At 67.7% G+C, this 24,627-nt stretch carries 22 protein-coding genes, 1 tRNA gene and 1 pseudogene; 10 read left to right on the top strand and 14 right to left on the bottom strand.

Translation table 11 applies throughout. The annotated features are described in order from the left end of the window. Positions 1-115: 115 nt before the first annotated feature. The gene (locus tag LXB15_RS03340; protein ID WP_233950865.1) at positions 116-589 is read left to right on the top strand and encodes a GreA/GreB family elongation factor; all 474 of its coding nucleotides are present in this window, start codon (positions 116-118) and stop codon (positions 587-589) included. A gap of 49 nt (positions 590-638) precedes the next feature. On the opposite strand, the gene LXB15_RS03335 is transcribed toward LXB15_RS03340, so the two are convergent. Further along, positions 639-1,529, bottom strand: coding sequence for a LysR family transcriptional regulator (locus LXB15_RS03335; protein ID WP_233950864.1), 891 nt, complete (start codon positions 1,527-1,529; stop codon positions 639-641). A 115-nt stretch (positions 1,530-1,644) separates the two neighbouring features. On the opposite strand from LXB15_RS03335, the gene LXB15_RS03330 reads away from it, so the two are divergent. The 3 genes from LXB15_RS03330 (at position 1,645) to LXB15_RS21085 (ending at position 5,701) form a co-directional block, all read left to right on the top strand. Then, positions 1,645-2,274: an FMN-dependent NADH-azoreductase gene (locus tag LXB15_RS03330; protein WP_233950863.1), complete on the top strand. Its 630-nt coding sequence runs from the start codon at positions 1,645-1,647 to the stop codon at positions 2,272-2,274. 192 nt (positions 2,275-2,466) lie between these two features. Continuing rightward, entirely contained in the window at positions 2,467-2,934 is a 468-nt protein-coding gene (locus tag LXB15_RS03325; protein ID WP_233950862.1) for a host attachment protein, read from the top strand. A gap of 94 nt (positions 2,935-3,028) precedes the next feature. After that, positions 3,029-5,701, top strand: coding sequence for an erythromycin esterase family protein (locus tag LXB15_RS21085; RefSeq protein WP_370640167.1), 2,673 nt, complete (start codon positions 3,029-3,031; stop codon positions 5,699-5,701). Positions 5,702-5,790: 89 nt separating this feature from the next. Here the strand turns inward: LXB15_RS21085 and LXB15_RS03310 are convergent. The 6 genes from LXB15_RS03310 to LXB15_RS03285 all read right to left on the bottom strand — a co-directional run bounded on the left by LXB15_RS03310 (position 5,791) and on the right by LXB15_RS03285 (position 11,226). Beyond that, positions 5,791-5,865 (bottom strand) — tRNA-Gly (locus LXB15_RS03310). Between the two features lie 112 nt (positions 5,866-5,977). Next, positions 5,978-6,616 carry a bifunctional 4-hydroxy-2-oxoglutarate aldolase/2-dehydro-3-deoxy-phosphogluconate aldolase gene (gene eda, locus LXB15_RS03305; RefSeq protein ID WP_233950861.1) on the bottom strand — a complete coding sequence of 213 codons (639 nt, stop codon included), beginning with the start codon at positions 6,614-6,616 and terminating at the stop codon, positions 5,978-5,980. A gap of 133 nt (positions 6,617-6,749) precedes the next feature. Continuing rightward, positions 6,750-7,832, bottom strand: a complete 1,083-nt coding sequence (locus LXB15_RS03300) for a cell wall hydrolase (RefSeq protein WP_233950860.1) — start codon at positions 7,830-7,832, stop codon at positions 6,750-6,752. Positions 7,833-8,017: 185 nt separating this feature from the next. Continuing rightward, positions 8,018-9,454 carry a ribosome biogenesis GTPase Der gene (der, locus tag LXB15_RS03295; RefSeq protein ID WP_233950859.1) on the bottom strand — a complete coding sequence of 479 codons (1,437 nt, stop codon included), beginning with the start codon at positions 9,452-9,454 and terminating at the stop codon, positions 8,018-8,020. Positions 9,455-9,518: 64 nt separating this feature from the next. Next, a complete protein-coding gene (locus LXB15_RS21080; RefSeq protein WP_370640166.1) occupies positions 9,519-10,532 on the bottom strand; it encodes a tetratricopeptide repeat protein in 1,014 nt (337 codons plus the stop codon). A 118-nt stretch (positions 10,533-10,650) separates the two neighbouring features. Beyond that, a complete protein-coding gene (locus LXB15_RS03285) occupies positions 10,651-11,226 on the bottom strand; it encodes an NnrU family protein (RefSeq protein ID WP_233950858.1) in 576 nt (191 codons plus the stop codon). A 156-nt stretch (positions 11,227-11,382) separates the two neighbouring features. Here LXB15_RS03285 and LXB15_RS03280 point away from each other — a divergent pair, with 156 nt between their 5' ends. Both LXB15_RS03280 and LXB15_RS03275 read left to right on the top strand, forming a co-directional pair. Then, positions 11,383-11,802, top strand: coding sequence for an MAPEG family protein (locus LXB15_RS03280; RefSeq protein ID WP_233950857.1), 420 nt, complete (start codon positions 11,383-11,385; stop codon positions 11,800-11,802). Continuing rightward, positions 11,796-12,254 carry a GNAT family N-acetyltransferase gene (locus tag LXB15_RS03275; protein ID WP_233950856.1) on the top strand — a complete coding sequence of 153 codons (459 nt, stop codon included), beginning with the start codon at positions 11,796-11,798 and terminating at the stop codon, positions 12,252-12,254. The genes LXB15_RS03280 and LXB15_RS03275 overlap by 7 nt, the downstream gene beginning before the upstream one ends. A 33-nt stretch (positions 12,255-12,287) precedes the next feature. Here LXB15_RS03275 and LXB15_RS03270 read toward each other — a convergent pair whose 3' ends face one another. Next, positions 12,288-13,292, bottom strand: a complete 1,005-nt coding sequence (locus LXB15_RS03270) for a glycine betaine ABC transporter substrate-binding protein (protein ID WP_233950855.1) — start codon at positions 13,290-13,292, stop codon at positions 12,288-12,290. A gap of 192 nt (positions 13,293-13,484) precedes the next feature. Here LXB15_RS03270 and LXB15_RS03265 point away from each other — a divergent pair, with 192 nt between their 5' ends. Next, positions 13,485-13,847: an I78 family peptidase inhibitor gene (locus tag LXB15_RS03265; protein ID WP_233950854.1), complete on the top strand. Its 363-nt coding sequence runs from the start codon at positions 13,485-13,487 to the stop codon at positions 13,845-13,847. Between the two features lie 62 nt (positions 13,848-13,909). On the opposite strand, the gene LXB15_RS03260 is transcribed toward LXB15_RS03265, so the two are convergent. From LXB15_RS03260 to LXB15_RS03250, 3 genes are all read right to left on the bottom strand, one after another. After that, positions 13,910-14,941 (bottom strand): NAD-dependent epimerase, encoded by a 1,032-nt coding sequence (locus tag LXB15_RS03260; RefSeq protein WP_233950853.1) that lies wholly within the window; start codon positions 14,939-14,941, stop codon positions 13,910-13,912. Between the two features lie 126 nt (positions 14,942-15,067). Continuing rightward, positions 15,068-15,430 (bottom strand): hypothetical protein, encoded by a 363-nt coding sequence (locus LXB15_RS21075; RefSeq protein WP_370640165.1) that lies wholly within the window; start codon positions 15,428-15,430, stop codon positions 15,068-15,070. Then, the gene (locus LXB15_RS03250; protein WP_233950852.1) at positions 15,427-16,212 is read right to left on the bottom strand and encodes a DUF899 domain-containing protein; all 786 of its coding nucleotides are present in this window, start codon (positions 16,210-16,212) and stop codon (positions 15,427-15,429) included. The genes LXB15_RS21075 and LXB15_RS03250 overlap by 4 nt, the downstream gene beginning before the upstream one ends. Before the next feature lie 131 nt (positions 16,213-16,343). Here LXB15_RS03250 and LXB15_RS03245 point away from each other — a divergent pair, with 131 nt between their 5' ends. Then, positions 16,344-17,564: a helix-turn-helix domain-containing protein gene (locus LXB15_RS03245; RefSeq protein WP_233950851.1), complete on the top strand. Its 1,221-nt coding sequence runs from the start codon at positions 16,344-16,346 to the stop codon at positions 17,562-17,564. A gap of 9 nt (positions 17,565-17,573) precedes the next feature. Next, on the top strand, positions 17,574-18,203 hold the full coding sequence (locus LXB15_RS03240; RefSeq protein ID WP_233950850.1) for a PQQ-like beta-propeller repeat protein: 630 nt from the start codon (positions 17,574-17,576) through the stop codon (positions 18,201-18,203). Between the two features lie 211 nt (positions 18,204-18,414). On the opposite strand, the gene LXB15_RS03235 is transcribed toward LXB15_RS03240, so the two are convergent. Together LXB15_RS03235 and LXB15_RS03230 are read right to left on the bottom strand one after the other, a co-directional pair. Further along, positions 18,415-19,224 (bottom strand): hypothetical protein, encoded by an 810-nt coding sequence (locus LXB15_RS03235; protein ID WP_233950849.1) that lies wholly within the window; start codon positions 19,222-19,224, stop codon positions 18,415-18,417. 299 nt (positions 19,225-19,523) lie between these two features. Further along, positions 19,524-22,127 (bottom strand): glycosyltransferase family 39 protein, encoded by a 2,604-nt coding sequence (locus LXB15_RS03230; protein WP_233950848.1) that lies wholly within the window; start codon positions 22,125-22,127, stop codon positions 19,524-19,526. Positions 22,128-22,654: 527 nt separating this feature from the next. Here LXB15_RS03230 and LXB15_RS03225 point away from each other — a divergent pair. Beyond that, positions 22,655-23,800, top strand: coding sequence for an amidohydrolase family protein (locus tag LXB15_RS03225; protein WP_233950847.1), 1,146 nt, complete (start codon positions 22,655-22,657; stop codon positions 23,798-23,800). A gap of 129 nt (positions 23,801-23,929) precedes the next feature. Here LXB15_RS03225 and LXB15_RS03220 read toward each other — a convergent pair. After that, a pseudogene (locus LXB15_RS03220) lies at positions 23,930-24,602 on the bottom strand (IS3 family transposase); the annotation flags it as partial. Positions 24,603-24,627 lie beyond the last annotated feature (25 nt).

Genomic DNA, 24,627 nt, shown 5'->3' with positions numbered 1-24,627 from the left:
TTTTTCGAAGTAAGATGGGTGGATGCGGAAAGTCCGCCTTGCTCGCCGGAAGGCTGCCGGTGCAATTCGCGGGTCGGCGCCCTATATCCCGGGTTCAAAAGCAGGATTGATTGAAATGAGTGTCGCCTTCGTCAAGGAACCCAATGACAGCCAGGTCGAGGTCCTCCCGGACCGCGAGTTGGGTGAGGATCAGAACATCGTCACCGCGAGGGGCCTGGAACTGATCGACCGGGAGATCGCTGCTCTCGAGGCGAGCCTCGAGGAAGCAAGGCTGGCGGACGACAAGATCGCCGCGGCGACGATCAGCCGTGACTTGCGCTACTGGCGCGCCCGTCATGCGACGGCGGAGGTGGCTGCGCCGGATCATGATTCCGACATCGTTCAGTTCGGCAGCCGCGTGACGATCGAGCGCCCGGACGGACGGCGGCAGTCGTTCCGCATCGTCGGCATCGACGAGGGAAACCCCTCCGAGGGCCTCCTCTCCTATCTGGCGCCGCTCTCCCGAAGCCTCATCGGCAAGGAGGTCGGCGACGTCGTCAAGGCAGGCGCCGACGACGCGGAAATCGTCGAGATCTCCCACGACGCCTGAGCGGCGGACGGGCTTGTCGTCAACGCCCGCCGCCGCGTGACGTCGGCGCTCACGTGGACCGTCCGCCGAACCGGGCGACCAGCGCGTCGATCAGGACCCTGACCTTGCGCGGCAGATAGGCGCCGGGCGGCCGCACCACGTAGATGCCGTACTGGCCGGTGTCGTAGCCGGTCAGCAGCGGCACCAGGCTGCCGCGCGCGATCGCTTCCGCCACCAGGAACGACGGCGCGTCGACGATGCCGAGCCCGGCAATCGCCCAGTCGATCGTCGCGTCGCCGCTGTCGGACTTCAGCCGGCCGCGCGGCCGGATCGTGATCTGCCGCTTGCCGGAGCGGAACTGCCATACGGGGTTCAGCCGGCCCGTATAGACAAGGCATTCGTGATCCACGAGATCTTCCGGCACCTGCGGCGTGCCACGCGCCGCGAGATAGGCCGGGCTCGCGACGACCACAGAGTGGAACTGGCCGATCTGGCGCGCCACCAGGCCGGAATCCCGCAACGTGCCCATCCGTATGGCCGCGTCGAAGCCCTCCCCGATCAGGTCCGCCAGGCGATCGTCGAACGACACGTCGAGTTCGAGATCGGGATGCAGCCGAGCGAGTTCGGCAAAGACCGGCGTCAGGCTGCATCCGCTCAGCGCCTTCGGCACGGAAAGGCGCAGCCGGCCGGCGACGGCCCGGCCGTCGCTGGCGACCGCGTCCCGCGCCTCCTCGAGTTCGGCGAGGATCCGGTCGCATCGCTCCTTGAACTGAAGTCCGGCCTCGGTCGGACTGATCCCCCGCGGGGTGCGGGTGACGAGGCGCGTTCCGAGGTCGGCCTCCAGCCGCGCAATGCGGCGGCTGACGATCGACTTCGACACGCCGAGCCGCGCGGCGGCGCGGCTCAGGCCGCCGCTCTCGATCACCTCGACCAGGCTGCGCAGGTCCTCGAACTCGCTCATTCCGAGTGTTCCACTTGATGCAACGGCGGGATGCAGTTTCTACGCCTTCTGCAGCGTTCGGTGAACCGCTAGCTCTGTGTCACCGATCTACCGCAACGCAGCAAGGAATACCGCCATGTCAACCGTCCTCGCCATCACCAGCAGCGCCCTGGGCGATGCCTCGGTCTCCGACAAGCTGGTCGGCGACGCCCTCACCGGCCTGCGCGCGCGCGATCCGGGACTGGAGATCATAGTCCGTGACCTCGGCCGGTACCCGGTCCCGCATCTCGACGCCGACTCCGCCACGGCGCTGCGCGGCGCCGAGCCGGCCAACCCCGCACAGGCGGCCGCCCGGGCGCTGTCGGACCAGATGATCGCCGAATTGCGGGCCGCCGACCTGATCCTCATCGGGGCGCCGATGTACAATTTCGGCATGACCTCGACGCTGAAGGCCTGGTTCGACCACGTCCTGCGCGCCGGCGAGACCTTCCGCTACAGCGCCGCCGGGCCGCAAGGCCTGCTGGAGGGCAAGCGCGCTCTGGTGATCGAGACGCGGGGCGGGATCTATTCCGAGGGCCCGGCGCAGGCGATGGATTCGCAGGAGCCGCATCTGCGGACGCTTCTCGCCTTCATCGGCGTCAGCGACGTCACCTTCATCCGCGCTGAGGGTCTCGCCATCGATGCCGACAGGCGGGCGAGCGCCATCGAGGCGGCCCGTCGCGAACTCGATCGCGTGACTGCCGAGCCGTTGCCCGAGGCTGCCTGAAGTCCCGGGGGCGCGTAACCACGCGCCCACTCGCCGTTTCCCGGCAGCACCGGAAGCGTCGCCTGCGAGGCCTTGCCTGCCTGGCGCGGCCCGGCCCGGACGTCGGGCAACGTCCGCCGCATTGATTGAGATCAGCGCGGCCGCGTGCGATCCTGTCCAGCATGATGATTGGAGCTTCACGGAGTCCCCATCATGCACAAGCCGGAGATATGGATCCTCCTCGCCGATGCCGCCCGCGCCCGCGTGCTGAAGAAGCCGGGACTTGCCCCCGACATGATGCAAGCCCCGGCTGAGATCGTCTTCGAGGCCAAGGCCGAGCACCGGCCGCTGCGCGACATCATGGCCGATGCCCCGGGACGCAGCTTCGCGTCGTCGGGTGGCCGCCGATCGGCCATGGAATATCATTCCGATCCGGTGCGCGAGCAGACGCGCAGGTTCGCGACCTCCGTCCTCGCCGACCTCGAGGCCCGCTTCGACGCCGGCGAGTTCGACGAATTGGTGATCTGCGCGCCGCCCCGCATGCTGGGCGCCCTGCGCGAGGCCATCCCGGAAAAGCTCGCGGCCGTCGTCAGGTCGGAGGTTGCGAAGGACTACACCAAGCTGCCGCCGCTGGCGCTTCGCGAAACGCTGCAGCGCCTCACCAGCGCGCCGGCGGAGTAGCGGCACGCCGGCCCGATCCGCCGTTGCGCGAGATCAATGCCGCGCGCATCGGGAAGCTTTTTCTTGTCCGGAAGCGTCGGGGCAGGAAGTTGCCATGAGAGCGACCCAGGTCAGATTTTCCGATCGTGCCGATGCCGGCCGGCAGCTGGCGTCGCGGCTCCTGTCGATGGATCTGGAGAAGCCGGTCGTCTACGCGCTGCCGCGCGGCGGCGTGCCGGTGGCCCTGGAGATCGCGCGTGCCCTGCAGGCGCCGCTCGACCTCATCCTCGTGCGCAAGATCGGCGCGCCGGGCGCACCCGAAGTCGCGCTGGGTGCCATCGTCGACGGCGAGCATCCCCAGACGGTCATCAACGAGGATGTGCGTCGGCATTCCGGCGCCGACGACGTCTTCCTGGAGCGCGCCCGCGCCCGGGAACTGGCGGAACTCGAGCGCCGCCGGGGTCGCTACCTGGGCGGCCGCAGCCAGGTCGACCCGGCCGGGCGCACCGCGATCATCGTCGACGACGGCCTGGCGACCGGGGCGACGATGAAGGCGGCGACGATCGCGATGCGGCGGCAGGGCGCCGGGAAGATCTGCGTGGCGGTCCCGGTCGCGCCGGTGGAGGCGCTGGCCGACATTCGCGAGCATGCCGATCTCGTCGTCTGCCTTCATCCTGCCGAGACCTTCTATGGCGTCGGCGGGTTCTACGACGACTTCCATCAGCTGACCGACGAGGAGACGGTCGGGCTGCTGCGGCAGGGCTGGACAGAGGTCCGGGATGCTGCCGCCGCACCGCCGGCCCGGCCGCAGAAACGCCAGGTCGCCATTCCGCCGCTCGGCCTGGTCGGGGATCTCTGCGTGCCTCCGGAGCCGCGCGGCATCGTCCTCTTCGCGCATGGCAGCGGGTCGAGCCGATTCAGCCCGCGCAACGTCGCCGTCGCGGACACGCTCAATTCCTACGGTTTCGCGACGCTGCTTTTCGACCTCCTGACGCCGGAGGAAGCGCAGGATCGTCGCAACGTCTTCGACATTCCGCTGCTCGCCGAGCGGGTGACCGAGGCCACGCTCTACATCAGCGGCGAGCCCGACGTCGCGGATCTGCCGCTTGGCCTGTTCGGCGCAAGCACGGGCGCCGCCGCGGCGCTGCTTGCCGCCGCAGAACTCGGCAGCCGTGTCAGCGCCGTCGTGTCGCGCGGTGGCCGTCCCGACATGGCGGGTGCCCGGCTCGCCGAGGTGGTGGCGCCGACGCTGCTGATCGTCGGCGGCGAGGACCACCATGTGCTGGAGCTGAACCGGCAGGCCCTCGCCGCGCTGACCTGCGAGAAGCTGCTGAAAATCGTTCCCCGTGCCGGCCACGTCTTCGAGGAACCGGGGACGCTCGAGACGGTCACCGAGCTCGCGAATGCCTGGTTCCAGCATTATCTCGCGCCCGAGGCCCCGAGGCGCGAACCGGCCCTGCCTTCCGCGCCGGCCGCGCCGGCGAGGCCCGAGGCAGTGGTCGACGCGCTGCGCGGTGCCATCGAGGCGCTGCCGGCTCTGGACGATCCCGCCTTCGCCAACGCCTTCGACCGCTTCGCCGCCGCCCGCGTGGTACTGCTCGGCGAGGCTTCGCACGGCACCTCGGAGTTCTACCGCGCCCGCGCCGCCATCACCCGGCGGCTGATCGAGCAGCATGGCTTCACCATCGTGGCCGTGGAGGCGGACTGGCCGGACGCTGCCGTCATCGACCGCCACGTGCGCCACCTGCCGCAGCGGCCGACGCGCGTGCCGGCCTTCAGCCGGTTCCCCACCTGGATGTGGCGCAACCGCGACGTCGACGACTTCGTCGCCTGGCTGCGCCGCCACAACGAGGCAAAGCCCGCCGGACAGCGCGTGCGCTTCCACGGGCTCGACATGTACAGCATGACCGCATCGATGGCGGCGGTGCTGGCCTATCTGGACCGGGTGGATACGGCCGCGGCGGCGGAGGCGCGCGCCCGCTATGCCTGCCTCGCCCCGTGGTCGCGGGAGCTGGCCGCCTATGGCCGGGCGTCGCTGAGCCAGGGCTACGCGCTGTGCGAACTGCCGGTGACCCGCATTCTCGTCGACCTGCTACAGAAGCAGCTGCAATACGCCGGCAGCGACGGCGAGGCGTTCTTCGACGCCGCGCAGAACGCCCGGCTCGTCGCCAGCGCCGAACGCTACTACCGGGTGATGTACTATGGCTCGCACGAGTCCTGGAACCTGCGCGACCGGCACATGTTCGAGACGCTGCAGCGGGTGATCGCCTGGTCCGGCCCGGACACGAAGGCGGTGGTCTGGGCTCACAATTCGCATATCGGGGATGCGCGCTTCACCGACATGGGCGCGGAACGCGGCGAGATCAACATCGGCCAGCTGTGCCGGCAGGCCTACGGGACGGACGCGGCGCTGATCGGCTTCGGCACGCATGCCGGCACCGTCGCCGCCGCCTCCGAATGGGACGCGCCCATGGAGATCAAGGCGGTCCGCCCCTCGCGGCCGGACAGCTACGAGGCGCTGTGCCACGAGGCCGGTGAGGAGCGTTTCCTGCTGGACCTGCGCCAGGGCCTGCGGACCGACCTCCGCAGCGCCCTCTCGCAGCCTCGGCTGGAGCGCTACATCGGCGTCATCTACCGCCCGGAGACGGAGCGCTGGAGCCACTACTCCTTCGCGTCGCTGCCCGACCAGTACGACGCCTTCGTCTGGTTCGACGAGACCCAGGCGGTCGTGCCGGTCCCGACACCTGTCACCCCCGGCGAGGACGAGACATACCCGTTCGGTCTCTGACCCGCCGCAAGGCGCGGCCGTCCGGACGTCGGTCGCGCGCAGACGGAGGGTCGAAGGCCGCGTCCGGGCCAATTGCAGAGAGGAATGCCTGGAGCGGGCGATGGGGATCGAACCCACGACATCAAGCTTGGGAAGCTTGCGTTCTACCGCTGAACTACGCCCGCATTGGCCGGAACCTAACCGCGCGAATGAACCGGCGCAAGCGGAATTCGAGGCACAGCGGGGCGCCTGGCGGTGACGCCTGCCGCCGTCCCCAGCCGTCCGGCCCGGCCCACCTCAGGCGGCCAGCGCGGCTGCTTCGCGGGCCAGGCGGGTGACCGTATCCCAGTCGCCGGCCGCGACCGCGGCTTTCGGCGCCAGCCAGGAGCCGCCGACGCAGATGACGTTGGGCAGGCTCAGATAGTCGCGCACATTGTCGGTGGAGATGCCGCCGGTCGGGCAGAAGCGCAGCGACGGGAAGACCGGTGCGATCGAGCGCAGGAACGCCGCGCCGCCGATCTGCTGCGCCGGAAAGAACTTCAGGATCTCGTAGCCTTCCTCGATCATTGCCATCAGCTCGCTCGCCGTCGCCGAACCGGGCAGCAGCGGCACGGCCGACGAACGCGCCGCGTCGAGCAGGTCCATGGTGGCGCCGGGGGAAACGATGAACTTGGCGCCCGCCGCTTCCGCATGGTCGAGCTGCTTCGGCGTGAGCACGGTGCCGGCGCCGCAGATCGCCTCCGGCACCGTCTCGGCGATGGCGCGGATCGCATCCAGCGCTGCCGGGGTGCGCAGGGTCACCTCGATCGAGCGGATGCCGCCGGCAACGAGCGCGCGGGCCAGCGCGACGCCCTCTGCGGCGGTCTCTACCGCGACGACGGGCACGACCGGCTGGGCGGTGAGGATTTCGAGGAGACGCTTGGTGTTCTGAGCCATGGTTCCGACCGTTTGCATGCGGGAGGGAATGGCCGGCTCTACAGCATGCGCGGACGGAGCGAAAACCTTTTCTCGGCTTCCGGCGTCGGTGCGCCGGCCGCCCGACGGATGCGCCTGGCTTGCCGCCCGGCGTTTACCAGCCGCCGTTGAAGGTCCGGTAGAAGACGTGCTTGCCGATCTTGTCGACACGCTCCATGGCGCTCGCCCAGCGCGGATGGACGTAGGTCGCATGGTAGTGGGTGGCGGAGCCCACCTCGCTCAGCCAGATCTCGCCCTTGGTGACCTTCTCGGCCACCTGCTTGGCCCGCGCCCAGGCGCTGCGGTCGCCGACACGCTCACGGTTGCCATCGCAGGCGAAGGAGAACTGGCAGCGGTTGCGCCAGTTCTTGTTCTGGTAGACGACGCCGCAGATCGTCTTCGGGAAGGCCGGATTGCGGACGCGGTTGAGGATGACCTGCGCGACGGCTGCCTGTCCGGTGGCGGATTCCCCGCGCGCCTCGAAATAGATGCCGTTGGCGAGGCAGTTCTGTTCCTTGGCGCTGAACGCGCTGGCCGCCAGGGGCGTCGCCGCCCAGGCATGATCCTTGTCGCCGATCGGCGGGATGAAGGCTTCCGGCTGGTCCTTGAGGATGTTCTCGAACAGTGACGCCGTGCGGCCCGCCGGTGCGTAGCCGAGGGCTCCGGTATCATCGGTCGAGGGCTTCAGCGATGCCAGCATCACCGCGTCGTCGAGGATCTTCGGCGGCCCCTTGAGCTGGAAGTTCCTGGCGACCGTCACCGCTTCCTGGGTGGTCTGGGTGATCTTGGAGAAGGCGAGGCGCACGCGCTCGGCGGGTCCGATGACGCGCGGTCCGAGCAGGCTCTGACGCTCCATGATCGAGCCGGCGGAGAAGCCGCGCGGCGGCAGCGTCTCGGCCGGCGCGAGGGAGATGACGCGCGCCCCCTTCTCGGCCCGTCGCACCCGGCTCTCGTCGGGCGCCGCGAAGGCCTTGCCCGGCGCATCGAGCGTGAACAGCGCGCCGTCGCCGGCGCGCACCCCGGCGCCTTCCGGAAGCTGGCCGACCGGCTGGCCGGCGAAGGCGATCTCGGCGGCCTCGATCGAGCCGGCGGGGGATGGAACGAAATAGGCCTGCCAGCGGTTAGCCTGTTTGACGCCGCTGAGAGCGCTGGTCATGTCCTGGTAGGCGGTGCTGCCGGTGGAGACGGTGACGATCACTGCAGTGCCGGCACACAGGACGGCGGCGCGAAGCGCACGCTTGAATGTCCGAACCTGTACGCGCGGTGCGGCCTGCAGCCCCTCATCCCCCATTCATGTCCCCATCGCTTCTGGCATTTCGTTCAACGGCTGTCGTTGAACATTCCCCATTAACCTTAGTTCTTGGTTAACAGAACGTGGTGATTTCAAGACGGACGCTTGCGTTTCGGTGCAAAGGGATTGTCGGTTTTGCGCAATCCGAGCCGGATCGGCACCCCGAAAAGCCCGAAGCTCTCCCGTAACCCGTTGATTAGATAGCGCGTATAGGATGTCCCCAAGGCTTCCGGCCGCGAGGTTGAAATCATGAAGGTCGGTGGCCGGCTCTTGACCTGCGTCATATACTTGATGTTAACCCGGCGCCCCGCGACCGCCGGTGGCGGATGGTGGCCGATGGTCCGGCTCAGCCATTGGTTGAGCTTCGCGGTGGAGATTCGGCGGTTCCAGACCTCGTGGGTCTCGACGATCGCCTTCATCAGCCGGTCGATCCCCTCGCCGGTCTCGCCCGAAACGGTGACCGCCTTGACGCCGCGCGCCTGCGGCAGCAGCCGGTCGGTCTTCTCCCGCAGTTCCGCGAGCACCGGCTGGCGATCCTCGATCAGGTCCCACTTGTTGAAGGCGATCACCGGGGCACGTCCCTCGCGCACGATCAGGTCGACGATCGACATGTCCTGGCGCTCGAACGGGATGGTGACGTCGAAGACGATGACGACGATCTCGGCGTATTTGATCGCCCGCAGCGCGTCGGCCACCGACAGCTTCTCGAGCTTTTCCTGGATCCGCGCCTTGCGGCGCAGGCCCGCCGTATCGAACATCCGGATCTTGCGGCCGCGCCAGTCCCACTCGACCGAAATCGAGTCGCGGGTGATCCCGGCTTCCGGGCCGGTCAGCATCCGGTCCTCGCCGAGGAAGCGGTTGATCAGCGTCGACTTGCCGGCATTCGGGCGCCCAACGATGGCGATCCGCAGCGGCTTGGTGTCGTCGTAGGGCGGCGGCTCGGGCTCCTCGCCGTCCTCCCCTTCGGCCACCGGCTCGAACGTTTCCTCTTCCCACCATTCCGGCTCGTCCTCGGCCAGCGGGTCGGCAAAGGCTTCCTCGCCGAGCGCCTCGACGATCGCGTCGCGCAGCTCGCCCATGCCCATGCCGTGCTCGGCGGAGATGCCGATCGGCTCGCCGAGCCCGAGCGAATAGGCGTCCAGGACGCCGGACTCGGCACCGCGCGCCTCGGCCTTGTTGGCGACGAGAATGACCTTGCGGGCCGTGCGCCGGCAGAGTTCGGCGAAATCGAGATCCTGCGGCGTCAGGCCGACCTTCACGTCGACCAGGAACAGCACGAGGTCGGCCGCGGCGATGGCGATCTCGGTCTGGGCGCGCATCCGCCCTTCCAGCGTCTCCGCACCGGTGATCTCGAGGCCCGCCGTGTCGATGATCTCGAACTCGAGATCCATCAGCGAGGCCTCGCCCGAGCGGCGGTCGCGGGTCACCCCCGGCCGGTCGTCGACCAGCGCGAGGCGCTTGCCGACCAGGCGGTTGAACAGCGTCGACTTGCCGACATTGGGTCGGCCGATGATGGCAATGGTGACCATTGAGGTCTCCGCGCTCCTCCGGAGCGATGGGGCGGCGGGCCGTGAAGCCCGCGCCGGAAAAATTCTAGTTCGCGCCGCCCTGCGGCGCCAGCGGCGCGCCGGCCGGCGCCGCCGGCTCTGGCAAGGCCGGCGGAATGTCGGAGACCGGCGCTGCCGGCCCGTTGCTTGCGGGAGCCGCGTCCGGACTGGTCGGGGCGGTGTCTGATGGTAGCACACCCGCGCCGTCGAATCCGAGGCCCGTCGTCGGCAGGGCGACGTCACCGGCGGCTGGCGCCGCGGGGACAGCCTCCGGCGCGGCGCTCGCGCCTTCGGCGGGTTCCACCGGCGCAGCCGGCGTCGCGGGCGCCGCGGGCGCTTCCGTCGCCGTCGGCGATTCTGCCGGCGCCGCTTGCGGTGCAGCCGGGGCCGCCCCTTCGGCCGCCGGCGCGCCCCCGGCGATCACGTCGAGCATCAGCCGGGCGCGCGCCGAAATGCCGTTCGACGCGCCGGTATCGTCGACGAGCTGCTGGAACAGGCCGGACGCGGTCTCCGTGTCGCCCGCCTTCCAGGCTGCCAGGGCGATCGCCTCGCGGGCCGGGAAGCGCAGCGGCTCGCTGTCGCCGGTCAGCCGCTCGACCCGCGAGCGCACGTCGTCCACCGTGCCGCTGTCGACCAGGATATAGGCCGCGCGGACCGCCGCCATGTCGCGCAGCGGCGCCGGTGCGTCGGAGTCGGCGGCGACGGCGTCGAAGGCGGCGACGGCCTGCTCGGGCTGCCCCTGCGCCGCGCGAACCGAGCCGATGCGCATGCGGGCAAGCTCCGGATAGGCGCCATGCCCGTCCTCGGCCAGCGCCTCGAGCGCGGCAACCGCTTCGTCGGGCTTGCCGGCGGCCGCGAGATCGAGCGCCACGAGATAACGGTCGCCGGAGGCGTCGGCCTGGGCCGCCTGGTAGCGGTCCCAGCCGACATAGGCGGCGGTCGCGACGAGCAGGATCACCACGCCGATCAGCAGCCAGCGACCGAACTTCGTCCAGGCTTCCTTGACCTTGTCCTGGCGCAGTTCCTCGTTGACTTCCCGAATAAAACTGTCGTCGCTCATCCACCCACTCTTTGCGATAAGGCTGCGTGGGCGCTCCGCCGTTATCGGCGGACGCCTGCACGTCATGGGCGTCTTCTAACGATTTTTCGCGGCTATGAAAGGGTTGCGGCGCCCGCCGTCAGCCGATCGGCGCCACCCCGAACAGCCAGCGGTGCAATCCGCCGATGAATATCGCGGCCAGGACCAGGCCGATGACGACGGCCGCGATGTCGCCGCGATAGGAGTTCGCAACGGGCCGTGCGGCCGCGCCGGTGCGCCCGAGCGCGTTGATGTAGTCGATGACCGCCCAGGCCAGGAAGCCGCCGAACAGGACGAGATCGGGTGCGGTGCCGTTGGCGAGCAGGTGGCCGAGCGCCCACAGCGCGATGCCCAGCACCATCGGGTGACGGACGGCCGCCTTGATGTGGCCGGTCGGCGCGTAGGCGGCCGCTACCAGCACGAAGCCGAGCGGAACGAGGATCAGCGCCAGATGCCGGAGGCCCCCAGGCGGGTCCCACAGCGGCATGGCGCCGAGCTTCGCCTGGCCGTAGCCGTAGCCCACCAGCAGGATGCCGACCAGCGACAGCGCCGAATAGGCGCTCTTGTATCGGCTCTCTCCGAGGCGGTCGATCATGCGGTCGCGGGCGGATTCGGCGAAGATCCGGACCGAATGTATCCCGAGGAAGATGATCATCCCCAAGACTAGGATCAGCATGACAGTCCCCTCTTCGCGCCCGCAGGTCCGATGCGGCGATGATAGCAAAATCCGCGGCATTGTCGTGCCGCCATCGGCCGCGGCGGATCGACTTCCGGCCGGGATTCTGTATGGCATGGCCGATACGGCACGGGTGCGATGGAGCGAGGAATGGGCATGACGGAGACGATGCAAGCGGCGATCGGCGCGGTGGCGATCTATGCCGGTCTCGCCATCCTGATCCTGATCTGGCTGGGCGTACAGACCGGCCGCGTCCGCCAGGCCGAGAAGGTGTACATGGGCGACGGCGGCAATCCGCGGATGATCCGCATAATGCGCGGCCATGCCAACGCGCTGGAGTTCATCCCGCCGACGCTGATCGCGATGCTGCTCCTGGCGCTGGCGGGGGCGCCGGTGCTGCTCATCCACCTTCTCGGCGTGCTGCTCATCGCCGGCCGGTTCATCCACGCACTGCATTTCGTGGCAGCAAAGGCGCCGTCGTGGCAGCGCTTCGCAGGCACCGTCCTTTCCTTCCTGGCACTCGGCGGCGCCGGCGCTGGCGCGCTGATCGCCGGCGTCCTCTCCCTCGCATGGTGACCGCCACCATCCGGCCGGCACGGCGCGACGACGTGCCGGCGATCGTCGCGCTTCTGGCGGCCGACGACATCGGCGGCGCCGTCGACACCGGCGCAGCGGCGGACCTGCCGCTCTACGAGGCGCAGTTCGATCGCATCGCGGCGAGCGCCAACGAGTTCCTGTTCGTGGCGGAAGTGGAGGGCCGCGTCGTCGGCACGTTCCAGATCATCATCGCCCGCAGCCTGCCCTACCGGGCCGCGACCCGCTGCATCCTCGAGGCGGTGCAGGTCCATCCGGCGATGCGCGGACAGCGGATCGGCGAGGCGATGGTGCTGCGGGCGATGGAGGAGGGCCGCGCGCACGGCGCGGATGCGATGACACTGACCTCGAACGTCAAGCGCGAGGCCGCGCATCGCTTCTACGACCGGCTCGGCTTCGAGCGCAGTCATGTCGGGTTCAGGCGCGCGCTCTGACAGCGCGCGCCATCTGCCCGCGAATGCCTCAGCTCAGAGTGCGGCCTTGACCTTTTCGGCCACTTCCGGTGCGACCCAGGCCTTCCAGACCTCCGGCTCGGTATCGAGGAAATACAGGGCCGTGTCCTCGCCGGTCGCCTGGTTCTCGTCCTTCCACGCCAGCAGCTTGTTGACCGTGTCGTTGCCCCAGGCGCGGCGGTCGAGATAGGCCGCGGCCTGCGGCGCGGTATCCGCCAGTTCCTTGGTCACGAGCGTGTAGACCTCGGCCGGGGTCCAGGCGTTGATCTTCGGCGCCGCGCAATCCGGCTGGGTGGTGCAGGACTTCCATTCCGCCTCGTCGAAGGGCACGTCCCATTCGAGCTTCTTCATCGGATAGCGCCCGATGATCGGCGTCGGCGACCAGTAGTAGCCGAGCCATCCCGCCTTGTCGGAAAATGCCTTGGCGATGGACCCGTCGAGACCGGCGGAGGAGCCCGTGTCGACGAGGGAAAACCCCTTGTCGGCGGCCCCGTAGGCCTTGAAGAGATTGCCGACCATGATCTGGCAACCCCAGCCCGCCGGGCAGTTGTAGACGGCGCCCTTCGTGGGGTCCTCCGGCGAGGGGAACAACTCCGGATGTTCCAGCGCGTCGGAGACCTTCTGGATCTCGGGATGCGCATCGGCGAGATATTGCGGGATCCAGAAGCCCTCCTCGCTGCCGTCCTCCAGCACCTTCGCCGCGTAGACGATGCGGTTGTCCGCCACGGCGGCGTCGATCTGCTCGCGGAACTGGTTGACGAACATTTCCGGCGCGACGTCCGGCTCGGCCTTCTCGGTCATCGAGGTGAAGGTCGGCATCGTGTCGCCCGGCACCAGCACGGCGTCGCAGCCATAGCCGTTCTCGAGGATGAACTGGTCGATCGCGGCCATGACCTCCGCCGAGGCCCAGTTCATCGAGGCGATGCTCACGGTGCCGCATTCGGCGTCCTGGGCGCTTGCCGGGACCGGCAGGACCAGCGCGCCGGCCGCAGCCGCGCAGGCGGCGAGGATGGTTTTCATGAGAGGCCTCCGGTCAGATGCTGGCGGCGACGGCGTCACCGCTTTCCGGCAGCCAAGATAGTCGCCGCCGACCCCCCGCAAAGTGCCGTCCCGGCGGGTTTCCTTGGCCTTCACCAACATGTGCACTAGTCTTGGCCATCCCCGGCGGTCGCTGAACCGCCGACGCGAACGAGCCAGACCAAAGGAAATTGAATGAAGCGGACCCTGAGCCCGGCCCTCGTGACGGCGGCGTTGATCGTCCTCGCCGGCTGCACCTCCAGCGAGCGCGACGCGCCGCCGCCTGCGCCGGGTCTCGGCGGCCCCGTGGCCGGCGCGCCGATCGGCGGCATCGCGCCCGGCGGCCCGATGGACGGCGCCTGCAACGCGGCTGCCGCACGTCCGCTCGTCGGTCAGATCGCCAATCTCCAGACCACCGAGCAGGCCAAGGCGATGACCGGCGCGGCCGAGGTGCGGATCCTGTTTCCGAACCAGCCCGTGACCCAGGAGTACGTGGGGACCCGGCTGACGCTGGACACCAACGACGAGAACCGCGTCACGCAGGTCCGCTGCGGCTGAGAACACGGACGCCGCGGCTGCGTCCCGAAGCCGGCGGCCGCGGACGCCCGGGTTCGCCTGGCTCAGGCGGGCACGTCCGGGTAGTACGCGCGATACCACGCGACGAAGGCCCTGACGCCCTCGGCGACCGAGGTCGTCGGCCTGTACCCCACCGCGCGCTCCAGTTCGCCGATGTCGGCGAACGTGTCGTGCAGGTCGCCCGGCTGCAGCGGCAGCAGTTCGCGCCTGGCCTTTCGGCCGAGCGCGGCCTCCAGCGCCTCGACGTAGCGGGCGAGCTTCACCGGTGAACTGTTGCCGATGTTGAACAGCCGGAACGGGGCGTTGCTGGTCGCCGGGTCCGGATCGCCAGAGTCCCAATTGGGATCAGGTCTGGCGGTATCGTCGCTCGCCCGGATGACGCCCTCGACGACGTCGTCGATGAAGGTGAAGTCGCGCGTGTGGTTGCCGTTGTTGAACAGCGGGATCGGCTCGTTGGCGAGAATCTTCCGGGTGAACAGGAACAGCGCCATGTCCGGTCGGCCCCACGGGCCGTAGACCGTGAAGAAGCGCAGGCCGGTGGTCGGCAGGCGGTAGAGGTGACTGTAGGCGTGCGCCATCAGCTCGTTGGCGCGCTTCGTCGCGGCGTAGAACTGCAGCGGATGGTCGGCCGGCCGATGCTCGGAGAACGGCATGGCGGTATTGGCGCCGTAGACGCTGGAAGTGCTGGCATAGGTCAGATGCGCCACACCGGCATGCCGGCAGGCCTCCAGCACATTGGTGAAGGCAACGATGTTGCTCTCGACATAGGCGTGCGGGTTTTCCAGCGAGTAGCGCACGCCGGCCTGGGCCGCGAGGTGGATCACCCGGTCCGGCCGGTGCGCCGCAAAGCAGGCGTCGACGGCGGCCCGGTCGGCGAGATTGGCCCGGACGAAGTCATACGTCCCCGCCGAATCCGCGGCCGTCGCGTCCAGCACGGCGAGCCGGGCCTCCTTCAGCGCCGGGTCGTAATAGTCGTTGACGACGTCGAAGCCGATGACGCTGTCGCCGCGCTCCAGCAGGCGCCGGGCGACGTGGAAGCCGATGAAGCCGGCATTGCCGGTGACGAGGATGCGCATCAGAGCCGTCCGTTCGTCGTTTCCTGGCGGCGGCGCCACGGGCGCCGGGTCCGCGGCCTCACGGCCCGACCCCGGGCGGATGCCTCGAGCCCCTGCCCCCGGGCGTGAACCACCGTCGGGCCGATATCAGGAACGGCGATGCTTCGCCATGGCAATGACCGGGGTACGAGACCGCATCGCGCAAGCGTTGCGCCCGGACGGGAAGGCGGAGGGGGTGGCCCGTGGGCGCCTGCGTCCCCGCCGGCGGTGTCCCGTGCCTGCGACCAGCGCCAGCCACGGCCCTGCATGGAACGCGCTCATCAGCAGGTACATCGGCACCATGCCGCCGAGCCAGGCGCCTGCCCCCGATGCGCAGATATCTGGCGGGGCGCCGCCCCACCCCGCCAGCAGCGCCATCACCGCGAATGTCGGCGACGCCGCGAACGGCAACGCGGCCAGCAGTCCCGCGCTCTGCGCCGCGCCACCGGGCAAGCCCGCCGGACCGGTCATGGCTGCTCGCCGGTTTCGGCCCGGAAGCTGGCGACGCCGGCGTCGGAAACAGCGACCCAGGCCGGGTCGGGCGAAGCCTGCGGCTCGTAGCGGTCGTGCCAGTTCCACCACGTGTAGGGCGGCGTCTGCGGATAGCCCTCGGGCGAATCCTCCCAGCTTTCCTGCCGGCCGAGCGGCGTCGCGTCGAGGAACTGCCAGGTGGTGCCGAGCGCCTCGTCGCCGCGGACGTTGATGAAGTAGGTCCGGAAGATCCGCTCGCCGGCGCGGATGAACACGTTGTGCCCGTGCCAGAGGTCGACGCCGAAATCGGCATCGAAACTGTCGGTGAGCGTGTACCAGGGCATCGTCCAGCCCATCCGTGCCTTCAGCCGCGCGATGTCGGCCTGGGGCGCCCGGGAAACGTAGGCGAGCGTCGTGTCGCGGGCATGCAGATGCGCCAGATGCGCCACCTGGTCGGCGACGAACGAGCAGCCGCGGCAGGCATTGTCGGGCCAGCCGAACACGCCGGGCTCGAAGAAGGCGCGATAGACGATCAGCTGGCGCCGACCCTCGAACAGGTCGGCAAGGCTCCCCGTGCCCTCTGGCCCCTCGAAGCGGTAGTCCTTCTCCACCTCCATCCACGGCATCCGCCGCCGCTCCGCGGCGAGCGCGTCGCCGGCCCGTGTATGCGCCTTCTCCTTGACGAGCAGCCGCTCGCGCGCCGCCTCCCACGCCTGCCGTGGCACGATGGGCGGCGTGTGCATCACCCCGTCTTCCCGGTCGATCTCGCGTGTCTTACTCATGGTCTGCCTCCGAATGGCACGGGGCTTCCGGGATGAAGCGCGGCTTCTCGCGGATCGGCCCCGATCGCTGACAGCGGCAAACTGGCAGCGGAGGCGCGAGGGGTGGGAGTAACAAATGTGACGGCCAACCCGTGGACCCGCTGATCGCCGTCGCGGCAAGGGCGCTCGCAACCGGCGATCCGCTCGGCGCCCTCAATCGCGTCGCCTTGCGCGACGACCCGCCATCGCTGGCGCTGCGCGGCATCGCCATGGCGCAGCTCGGCGATCTCGAGCGGGCGAGCGCGCTGCTGCGGCGCGCGGCCCGCGCCTTCGGTCCGGCCCAGGCTGTCGCCCGCGCGCGCTGCGTCGTGGCCGAGGCCGAGATCGCCTTCGTCTCGCGCGACCTCGCCTTTCCGGCCGCCGCGCTCGAGACGGCACGCGCGACGCTCGAAGCGCAGGGCGACCATGCCAATGCCGCGCATGCCCGCACCCTGCAGGCGCGGCGCCAGCTGCTGGTCGGGCAGCTCGCCGACGCCGAGCGGACGCTCGCAGGTCTCGAACCGGCCTTGCTACAGCCGGCCCTGCGGGCCGGACGCGAACTCGTCGCCGCCGGCCTCGCCCTCCGGCGGATCGACACGTCGGCGGCGCGCGTTGCGCTGGCGCGCGCCGATCGCGCCGCACGCGAGGCGCGCATTCCAGCCCTGGCGGCCGAGGTCGAGGCCGCCGCCCGGGTTCTCGCAGAGCCGGCGGCACGGCTGGTTGGCGGCGGGAAGGAGCGCCCGCTCCGGCTCGACGAGGTCGAGCGCGTCCTCGGCTCCGCGGCGTTCGTCGTCGATGCGTGCCGCCAGGCAGTCCGGTTGAAGGGCGTGGCGCTTTCCTTCGCGACGCGGCCGGTCCTCTTCGCGCTACTGCGCGCGCTGGGCGAGGCATGGCCGGCGGACGCGTCGCGCCGGCGCCTGCTCGCCGCCGCCTTCGGCGCTAAACATGTCGACGAGTCGCATCGCGCCCGGCTGCGGGTGGAGATCGGCCGGCTGCGCGCCCTGCTCGGGGAACGCGCCGATGTCGGCGCGACGACAGACGGCTACGTTCTGGTCCCGCACGAGGGGCGCGAGGTGGCGGTGCTGGCACCACCGGTCGAGGACAGGCACGCACGGCTGCTGGCCCTGCTCGCCGACGGCGAGGCATGGTCGAGTTCGGCCCTCGCGATCGCGCTGGGTGCCAGCCCGCGCACGGTGCAGCGGGCGCTCGGTTCGCTTGCCCGGACCGGCAAGGTACAGTGCTTCGGGCGCGCGCGGTCGCGCCGCTGGACGGCGGCGGGTGTCCCGGGATTCCCGACGGTCTTGTTACTCCCCGGTCCGCTGCCGAGCGACTAGGATGGCGCGATGAAGCGATCGTCGGCCGACATCATCCGCAGCTACGGGCCGTTCCCCGGCGTCGGTCCGGTGCACGGCGTGACCTATGACGGGCGGCACGTGTGGTTCGCCTCGAGAGACGGGCTGAGTGCGCTCGATCCCGAGACCGGCGAGATCGTGCACCGGCTCGATGTGCCGGCCCATGCGGGGACGGCGTTCGACGGCCGGCACCTGTTCCAGATCGCCGGCGACCGTATCCAGCGGATCGATCCGGTGGACGGCCGCATCATCGCCAGCATCCCAGCGCCGGGCGGCGGCGATTCCGGGCTCGCCTGGGCCGAAGGCACGCTGTGGGTGGGGCAATATCGCGACCGCCGCATCCACCAGGTCGATCCCGAGACCGGTGCGATCCTTCGCACCCTGGAATCCGACCGGCTGGTGACCGGCGTCACCTGGCTCGACGGCGAACTCTGGCACGGTGCGTGGCACGACGAGGGCAGCGAGCTGCGACGGCTGGACGGGGCGACCGGCGCGGTGCTGGAAAGCGTCGACCTGCCGGAAGGCACCCTGGTCTCCGGGCTGGAGGCCGACGGCGCCGACCGGTTCTACTGCGGCGGCGCCGGCAGCGGCACGGTCATCGCGGTCCGCCGTCCGCGGTGACGGCGCCCGGCGTCGTCTGCCTGGTCGGCCCGCGAACCAGCACACGGCATGGCCCTGAAGATCACCGCCGCGCGCGGGTGAACATCAAGTGCGTCACGCCGCTGGGGAAGCGACGGCGTCGATCGCGTAGTTCCGCTCCAGCCCCTCCAGCCCGTTCCAGAGGTGGACACCGCGGCCCAATCGCGCTGGCGGTCGATGGCCTTCCGGACAGCTAGCCGCCGGCGTCTTCGACGGCCTTCCTGGCGCGGTCCGCGGCGGCCGTCGCATCGGACAGTGCCCGGAGCGCCTCGTCACGACCCGCCGCCGCCCGGCCTTTGGTCATCTTGGCAAAATCCTCCGACCAGCCGGCGGTCGTCCGCGCCACCTCTCGCCACGCGTCGGCCTCGGCGTGCTCACCCTTGGCCTCGGCTTCCCGGACCCCGCGCGCCGCTCTTTCGGCGCCTGCCGCTTCCTGGTTGGTCGTCAGCGCTAAATGCATGGCGAGTTGGGCTTCGTGCAGGCTGGCGACCGTCGCGGTCCCGGCTTCATCCATCTGGGTCGTCTCCCAGTCCAAGCCCGCAGCGAGGTCGCCACAGTATTGCTTCACGTGTTGCTCCAGCTTCCTGGTGGAGTCGGCCATCTTTTCGAAATCCGCCTCGGCATCAGGCGTCCGCGCGCCGCGGCCAAGCTCCTCGCCATACTGCAGGCCCAGCACGTGGCCTGCCATCAGCCCGACCCTGTAGCCCAGTTCTTCCGCCGGGGTTGCCTTGTAGCTTGCCGGAACGGGAACCTTCGTCAGGACGAACTCCGGATCCTGTATCGCGGCTTCGTTGTAGGCATCGACCAGTCCGCGGACCCATCCAGGATAGGCTGCAGCACAGGCTCCCCGATTGAACCGCTGCGTATCGTGCTGATCCGCGATCGCAACCGACGCACCTGCGATGGCGGCGCAGAACGCGAGGAGGATCGGCAAGCCGGCGCGGATCGTTCGGGCCGCCGTTGCGCCAGGGAAGACTGCCGCTCGCTCGGATTCGCGCGCCATTTCAGCCTCCCCGGATACGTGCGTCGCCACGAAAGCCAAGAAAATCCGGCATGGCCCTGCGCCCGGCATTGACCTGCATCAGTTGCGATGGCGGCGCGCGTCATGGTGCTGGTCGACGATGACGTTGTCCCTTTCGTTCAATCCGGCCGCAAACGAACCTACCAGAACCGCCGGAAGCGGACCAACAACTGGGTAAACACTCGGGGCAACATCGAGATGGCTACGTCCGAGACGATCCATCCGCCTTCGCGCTGCTTCAGATAGGTTTCTTTTCGGGCAGGCTGCCACGGAAGCGGCCATCAATCGGGGCGCCGGAACCCGTAGCCGATCCTGTAAAAGAAGCGTCCCACCTCGGCGCCGTTCTTTCGTACCGCCTGCCGCTCGACTGGCCCGATGGTCTCGAACCACGCGGCCAATTCGTCATCGGAAACATGGGCGTTCTCTACGCCGACCATGATCACGTCCCGTCCGTCGAAGGAGCGGTTGGAAAACCAGGTGTCGAACATGAGGCCGTTGCGGCCGAAAAGGTTCTGACTTGTGACGTTTTCCAACGCGGCCGGCCCTGTGCTGTAAAAGCCGAGCTCGCTCGCGATGTTGTAGGGGTCCATGCCGACAAGCAGCGGCGGTTGCCCGGTTTCGGATTCGATGCTCGTCTTGATCCGCTCCGCTTCCGCGCCGAACTCCTCCCATGCTACCGGCAAGCCGCGCAACTCGCCGCTATGTCCGATCAAGGGCAGGCCCAGAGCGAGGTAGTGAAACAGCAGCGCGAACGCGACGATGCTGGCCGCCATTGTGATCTGCAACGAGGCCATGAAGCGGCCATCGCTCTTCTTCAGTGCTCTGACGACCACATTGGCCATGGCGGGCAACAATGCCAGCCAGACCGGCCCTGTCCAGTTGAGCTTGACCGAGTGAAAGAGGCTGTAGAAGACGAAGACCGAGAGCGGCGCCAGCGTGAAGACGATGACGAACGTGCCGGCTTCCCGCAGAATAGTCCTGGTCCTGAGCCGGACCATGCGGCTGGCTGCATGTCCGGCAAGGGAGACCCCGATCGGGCCCAGCAGCGCCGCGATGCACAGCACCAGGGCAGGCACCGAGAATTCAAGGCCGTCCTCGAACCATCGCCTGCTTCCCTGGAATTGAAAGGAAGCCCAGTCGTGGTTCGCGTTCCATGAGATCACCGGCGCGAACAAGACCGCCGCGACGCCGGCGCAGAGGTACGGCCACGGCGTGAGCAGCCACCGTCGAGACTGCGGATCGACGAGCAGATAGACCAGCGTTGCAGGGCCCAGCAACGCAATCGTGTATTTCGATAGCATGCCGAGGCCCACACACAGCCCGGCGCCAAGCCAGGCCCTTGCATCTTTCGCGCGCAATGCACGCTCCAGGAAATACAATGCTCCCGCCCAGGCGGCCGTAAGCGGTGCATCAGGCGTGGTCAGGATCCCGATGAGGAAATAGAACGGGAAAACCGACAGCAGCATCAGAGCCAGAAACGCGGCAGTCTGTCCGAAGAGATTCTTCGTAAGCTTGAACATGAAGAAGGCGGTCGTCAGCCAAGTAAACGTGGCCACGATGCGAACGCCGAATTCGGAGTCGCCGAAGATTGATGTTCCCAGCCATATCAGCCACGCCACCATCGGTGGATGGTCGAGGTACCCCATTGCGGGACGCTGGGCATAGTTCCAGTAGTAAGCCTCCTGAGGGATCAGGTCGATGCTGCCCTGATAGACGATCCTCAGCGCCACGGCGTAGACGGCAATTGCGAGAGCCGCCAGTCTCCATCGGGCCGCTGGAGACAGAAAGCGGTCGTTCCTGAATACATAGAACTCGTTGCCGATGTAGCTGACGACGGTTCCGCCCGCGATGCCCGCGATCACCACGGCGAAGAAGGGAAGACCGAGATCGGTCGCCGCCGCGATGAAGCCGCCGCGCAAGGCGATGGCCATGGCCGACACGAGAATGAACCGCGGGAGCTGCGATCTCACCCGAGGACGATCGTGGAACGACCATTTCATGTGGCCGAAATAATTGAACGCCGCCGAGAGGCAGAAGCCGGAGACATGAGCCACGGCGATGCTGGTGCCGAGCGACTGCAGAGCCGCCACCACAAGAAAGTCCATGAGGAACCCGGCCATGCCGACCAGCGCAAAGCGATGCATGGCCACCGCCGAGGTGGTGCCCCTGGAAAACCGCAGCAGTTGGTTGAGGTAGGCGATCGTATGACTGGCGCCTATTTTCGACGTTCCATGAACCCTGTCGGAAAATGAAATCGGCACCTCGCATATCCTGACGCCGTCGCCGCCGGCGACGATCGCCTCCAGCCCGATCTTGAATCCTTCCGCATCCGCGCCCGCAGCCAGGAGAGACGTTCGTCGTATGGCGAAAAATCCCGACAGCGGATCCTGGACCTCGGTAAAGGGCGCCGCGAGCGCAGCGCCGAGGCGCGAAAGCGCCTGGCGCTGAAAGGGCCAGTCGACCGTTGCACCACCGGCGACGTACCGGCTGCCGATCGCAATGTCGTAATCGCCTGAAGCTACGGCCTCCACGAGGGAAGTAATCGCTGAAGCCGGATGGCTTCCATCCGCATCGAGCACAACGACGATCGGAAATCTGGCACTCAACGCCGCAGCACGGACATCGTTGGCCAGCCCGCCGCCGCCAATGTTTTCAAGCAGGCGAACGGGTCGATGCTTCTCCCAGCAGGCCACCCTTTCGCGCGTACCATCGGTCGACCCGCCATCCGTGACGATGATTTCAAAATCGAGGCGCCCATCGATATTCTCGATGATGGCGCGCAAGGTGCGGTCGATATTCTCCGCCTCGTTCAACGTGGGGACGATGATCGAGACGGATGACTGCCGGGTATAAGCGTCAGGCGACGGCCTCGGATAAGAATACATGCAAGACTCCAGGCGGAATTGGCCAGCGCTTGCTCGGTGATCGAGCCGCGCTGCCGTCTGGACCTACCCGGCTTCCTGACCGGAGGCTGTTAAGTCTTGTTAAGAATTTTTCTGGTGCTTCGGGCCACAAATTAAGTAGATTTCCTGCCTGCAGGCGGCATGGATCGCGGCGAATTCAGAGAGAGCATCCGGGTCGCTTCGCTCCGCCCGCATTGCGACGAAACAATTCTTAATAATTGAAAACACAACCCAACGACAAAATCGGAACTAGTGGCCCCAGATCCAATCTGGAAGGGAACTGGCCGTGAACGACGCTGACCATGCGCTTGCGATCCGGGGCGCATCGGCCTGGAAACGCGCCCCACGCTCGCAGTGATCTGCAGGACAATCAGCGGCCTCGCTGATGTGTCGCCAGACCTCCCGGGCGCGGCAGGATCTATTTCGGCTTCTAGGGGCCAAGCTGAGGTTTTTGCCAGGCGGATGCCGCGCCCACACGTCACAACAGGAAAATCGGAGCAAAACCTGACATGAAACTGATCGAAAAGCCCTTGGCGAGCCTGACGATGGAACGCCGCAGCTTTCTGACGGGTGCGGCAGCACTTGGTGTTGGTGCCGGATTGGCCGCGCCTGCCATTGTCTCCCGAGCCGCCGCCGCGACACAGACTTCAGTCATCGCGTTGCGAGACCAGGACCTGCCATTTATTGCCACGGAAGAAACCTATACCACCGAGGAATTGATCGCGCTGAACGCCATCAACGATGAACACGTCAAATACCTCAGGGAAACTGGCCTTGCCGAACTCGGCCCTGGCCGCATCGGGGCAATGGATGCGGCAGGGATCAATGTTCAAATCCTCTCCGCACATACGCCTGGTGTGCAGAATGTCCCCGGTGAGGAAGGCATAGATTTCGCTTATCGTCTCAACAAGATGATCGCGGATGGCCCGATGGCCGCCTATCCGGGGCGGTACCAGGCCTATGCCACCTTGCCTCTGCAGGACCCGGAAGCATCAGCGGACGAACTGGAACGCGCCGTCCGGGAAGATGGCTTCGTGGGGGCCATGACCAATGGATTCATTGGCAACAAATTTCTCGATCATCCCGATTTCGAGCCCCTTCTGGCGCGTGCCGAGGCGCTTGATGTGCCGATCTACCTGCATCCAGGTTTCCCACCGAAAGATGTGTTCGATATTTACTACAAGACCATGCGGCAAGGCTACGACCAGGAGTTCCAGAACTACATTTTCAGCGGTTCAGGATATGGGTGGCACCAGGAGGTCATTACCCAATGTCTTCGCCTTATCATCACCGGGACGTTCGACCGCTTCCCCAATCTGCAGATGATTATCGGCCATATGGGAGAGGGCCTTCCTTTCTACTACGAGCGTATCGTCGGCGACATGAGCGAGTCGACGGAAGACTCGCTGGACAAGCCTATCGGGCAATACTTCAGTGACAATTTCTGGTACACGACCAGCGCATTCTTCCAGGATGAGCTGCTTCATCTCTTGCTCAGGTACATCAGTGTGGATCGAGTGATGTTTGCGACGGATTACCCGTTTGCAGACATGAAGCAGGGAACCGACTGGTTCCGGGCAGTGGATCTCCCCCGCGAGGCCAAGGAAAAGATCGCGTTCCGGAATGCCGAAAAACTGTTCGGCATAAAGGTCTGACCCAGCCGCACCGGATCGAGAATGCGGCTTGTTTCGTTTCAGCCGTGGGGACAAACGGAAATCACTTTGGCTGTATCCTGAGGGTACAGCCAAAGGATGCCAGATCGAAGCCCGTGCGCCGACATGTCCTTTCTGGTTTGGCCCAGTCGCATTGAAGTCGTGATCCAGGAAGTTCGGCGCGATCGGGAAGGCGTGCAGACTGTCGGTCGTCCGCTTGAAGCGCCGCTTCTGCCGTGGCTTCATCCCGTTCTCGCGCATCAGCCGGGGCGACGCGCCGGCGGCCCACCATCAGGCCGACACCGCTCAAACCATGCACCATGCGCGGGCTGTCAGAGGTTTTGCTCGATAGGGCAAAGGCCGAGCGAACATGCGCCAGCAGCAACACGCCGTCACGCTGTAGCCGGCCGGCCGGACGCTCTTTCCGGGCGGAATAGCCGGTCGCACTGACGCCGAGGACCTTGCACAAACGCTGGACGGGGAACTGCTTCTTCGCTGCATCGATGAGACGAAACCTCATCGACTTCCCACCCTGGGGAAAAGTAGCGGCCATCTTCAGGAACTCGCGTTCCCGCTCCAGGATCCCGTTCTCGCGACGCAGCTGCTTCAGCTACGCCGGCAGATCTTCCTGCCCTTCCGGGGGTGCCGATTCCAGAACGCGCTCACGGCGTTTGCCGGCAACGCAGCGTCGACAGCCCGACGCAGAGATTGTCCGTGATCTCCGCAGCGGTCGCCCGCTCGTCTCGACCAGACGTAGGGCCTCCGCCTCGAATTGCTGTCCGGACCGGCGGTGCGGCCTGCCCATGAAGCGCTGCTCCTTCCTTCAGAAG

It is taken from the genome of Aurantimonas sp. HBX-1, assembly GCF_021391535.1.
In the GTDB taxonomy this organism is placed as follows: Bacteria; Pseudomonadota; Alphaproteobacteria; order Rhizobiales; family Rhizobiaceae; genus Aurantimonas.
This window is presented reverse-complemented; position numbering and strand designations above follow the sequence as displayed.

Excerpts from the sequence above, each read along its gene's own strand:
- LXB15_RS03340 (WP_233950865.1), top strand. The coding sequence starts at position 116 with ATGAGTGTCGCCTTCGTCAAGGAACCCAATGACAGCCAGGTCGAGGTC.
- LXB15_RS03335 (WP_233950864.1), bottom strand. The coding sequence starts at position 1,529 with ATGAGCGAGTTCGAGGACCTGCGCAGCCTGGTCGAGGTGATCGAGAGC.
- LXB15_RS03330 (WP_233950863.1), top strand. The coding sequence starts at position 1,645 with ATGTCAACCGTCCTCGCCATCACCAGCAGCGCCCTGGGCGATGCCTCG.
- LXB15_RS03325 (WP_233950862.1), top strand. The coding sequence starts at position 2,467 with ATGCACAAGCCGGAGATATGGATCCTCCTCGCCGATGCCGCCCGCGCC.
- LXB15_RS21085 (WP_370640167.1), top strand. The coding sequence starts at position 3,029 with ATGAGAGCGACCCAGGTCAGATTTTCCGATCGTGCCGATGCCGGCCGG.
- eda (WP_233950861.1), bottom strand. The coding sequence starts at position 6,616 with ATGGCTCAGAACACCAAGCGTCTCCTCGAAATCCTCACCGCCCAGCCG.
- der (WP_233950859.1), bottom strand. The coding sequence starts at position 9,454 with ATGGTCACCATTGCCATCATCGGCCGACCCAATGTCGGCAAGTCGACG.
- LXB15_RS21080 (WP_370640166.1), bottom strand. The coding sequence starts at position 10,532 with ATGAGCGACGACAGTTTTATTCGGGAAGTCAACGAGGAACTGCGCCAG.
- LXB15_RS03285 (WP_233950858.1), bottom strand. The coding sequence starts at position 11,226 with ATGCTGATCCTAGTCTTGGGGATGATCATCTTCCTCGGGATACATTCG.
- LXB15_RS03280 (WP_233950857.1), top strand. The coding sequence starts at position 11,383 with ATGACGGAGACGATGCAAGCGGCGATCGGCGCGGTGGCGATCTATGCC.
- LXB15_RS03275 (WP_233950856.1), top strand. The coding sequence starts at position 11,796 with ATGGTGACCGCCACCATCCGGCCGGCACGGCGCGACGACGTGCCGGCG.
- LXB15_RS03270 (WP_233950855.1), bottom strand. The coding sequence starts at position 13,292 with ATGAAAACCATCCTCGCCGCCTGCGCGGCTGCGGCCGGCGCGCTGGTC.
- LXB15_RS03265 (WP_233950854.1), top strand. The coding sequence starts at position 13,485 with ATGAAGCGGACCCTGAGCCCGGCCCTCGTGACGGCGGCGTTGATCGTC.
- LXB15_RS03260 (WP_233950853.1), bottom strand. The coding sequence starts at position 14,941 with ATGCGCATCCTCGTCACCGGCAATGCCGGCTTCATCGGCTTCCACGTC.
- LXB15_RS21075 (WP_370640165.1), bottom strand. The coding sequence starts at position 15,430 with ATGACCGGTCCGGCGGGCTTGCCCGGTGGCGCGGCGCAGAGCGCGGGA.
- LXB15_RS03250 (WP_233950852.1), bottom strand. The coding sequence starts at position 16,212 with ATGAGTAAGACACGCGAGATCGACCGGGAAGACGGGGTGATGCACACG.
- LXB15_RS03240 (WP_233950850.1), top strand. The coding sequence starts at position 17,574 with ATGAAGCGATCGTCGGCCGACATCATCCGCAGCTACGGGCCGTTCCCC.
- LXB15_RS03235 (WP_233950849.1), bottom strand. The coding sequence starts at position 19,224 with ATGGCGCGCGAATCCGAGCGAGCGGCAGTCTTCCCTGGCGCAACGGCG.
- LXB15_RS03230 (WP_233950848.1), bottom strand. The coding sequence starts at position 22,127 with ATGTATTCTTATCCGAGGCCGTCGCCTGACGCTTATACCCGGCAGTCA.
- LXB15_RS03225 (WP_233950847.1), top strand. The coding sequence starts at position 22,655 with ATGAAACTGATCGAAAAGCCCTTGGCGAGCCTGACGATGGAACGCCGC.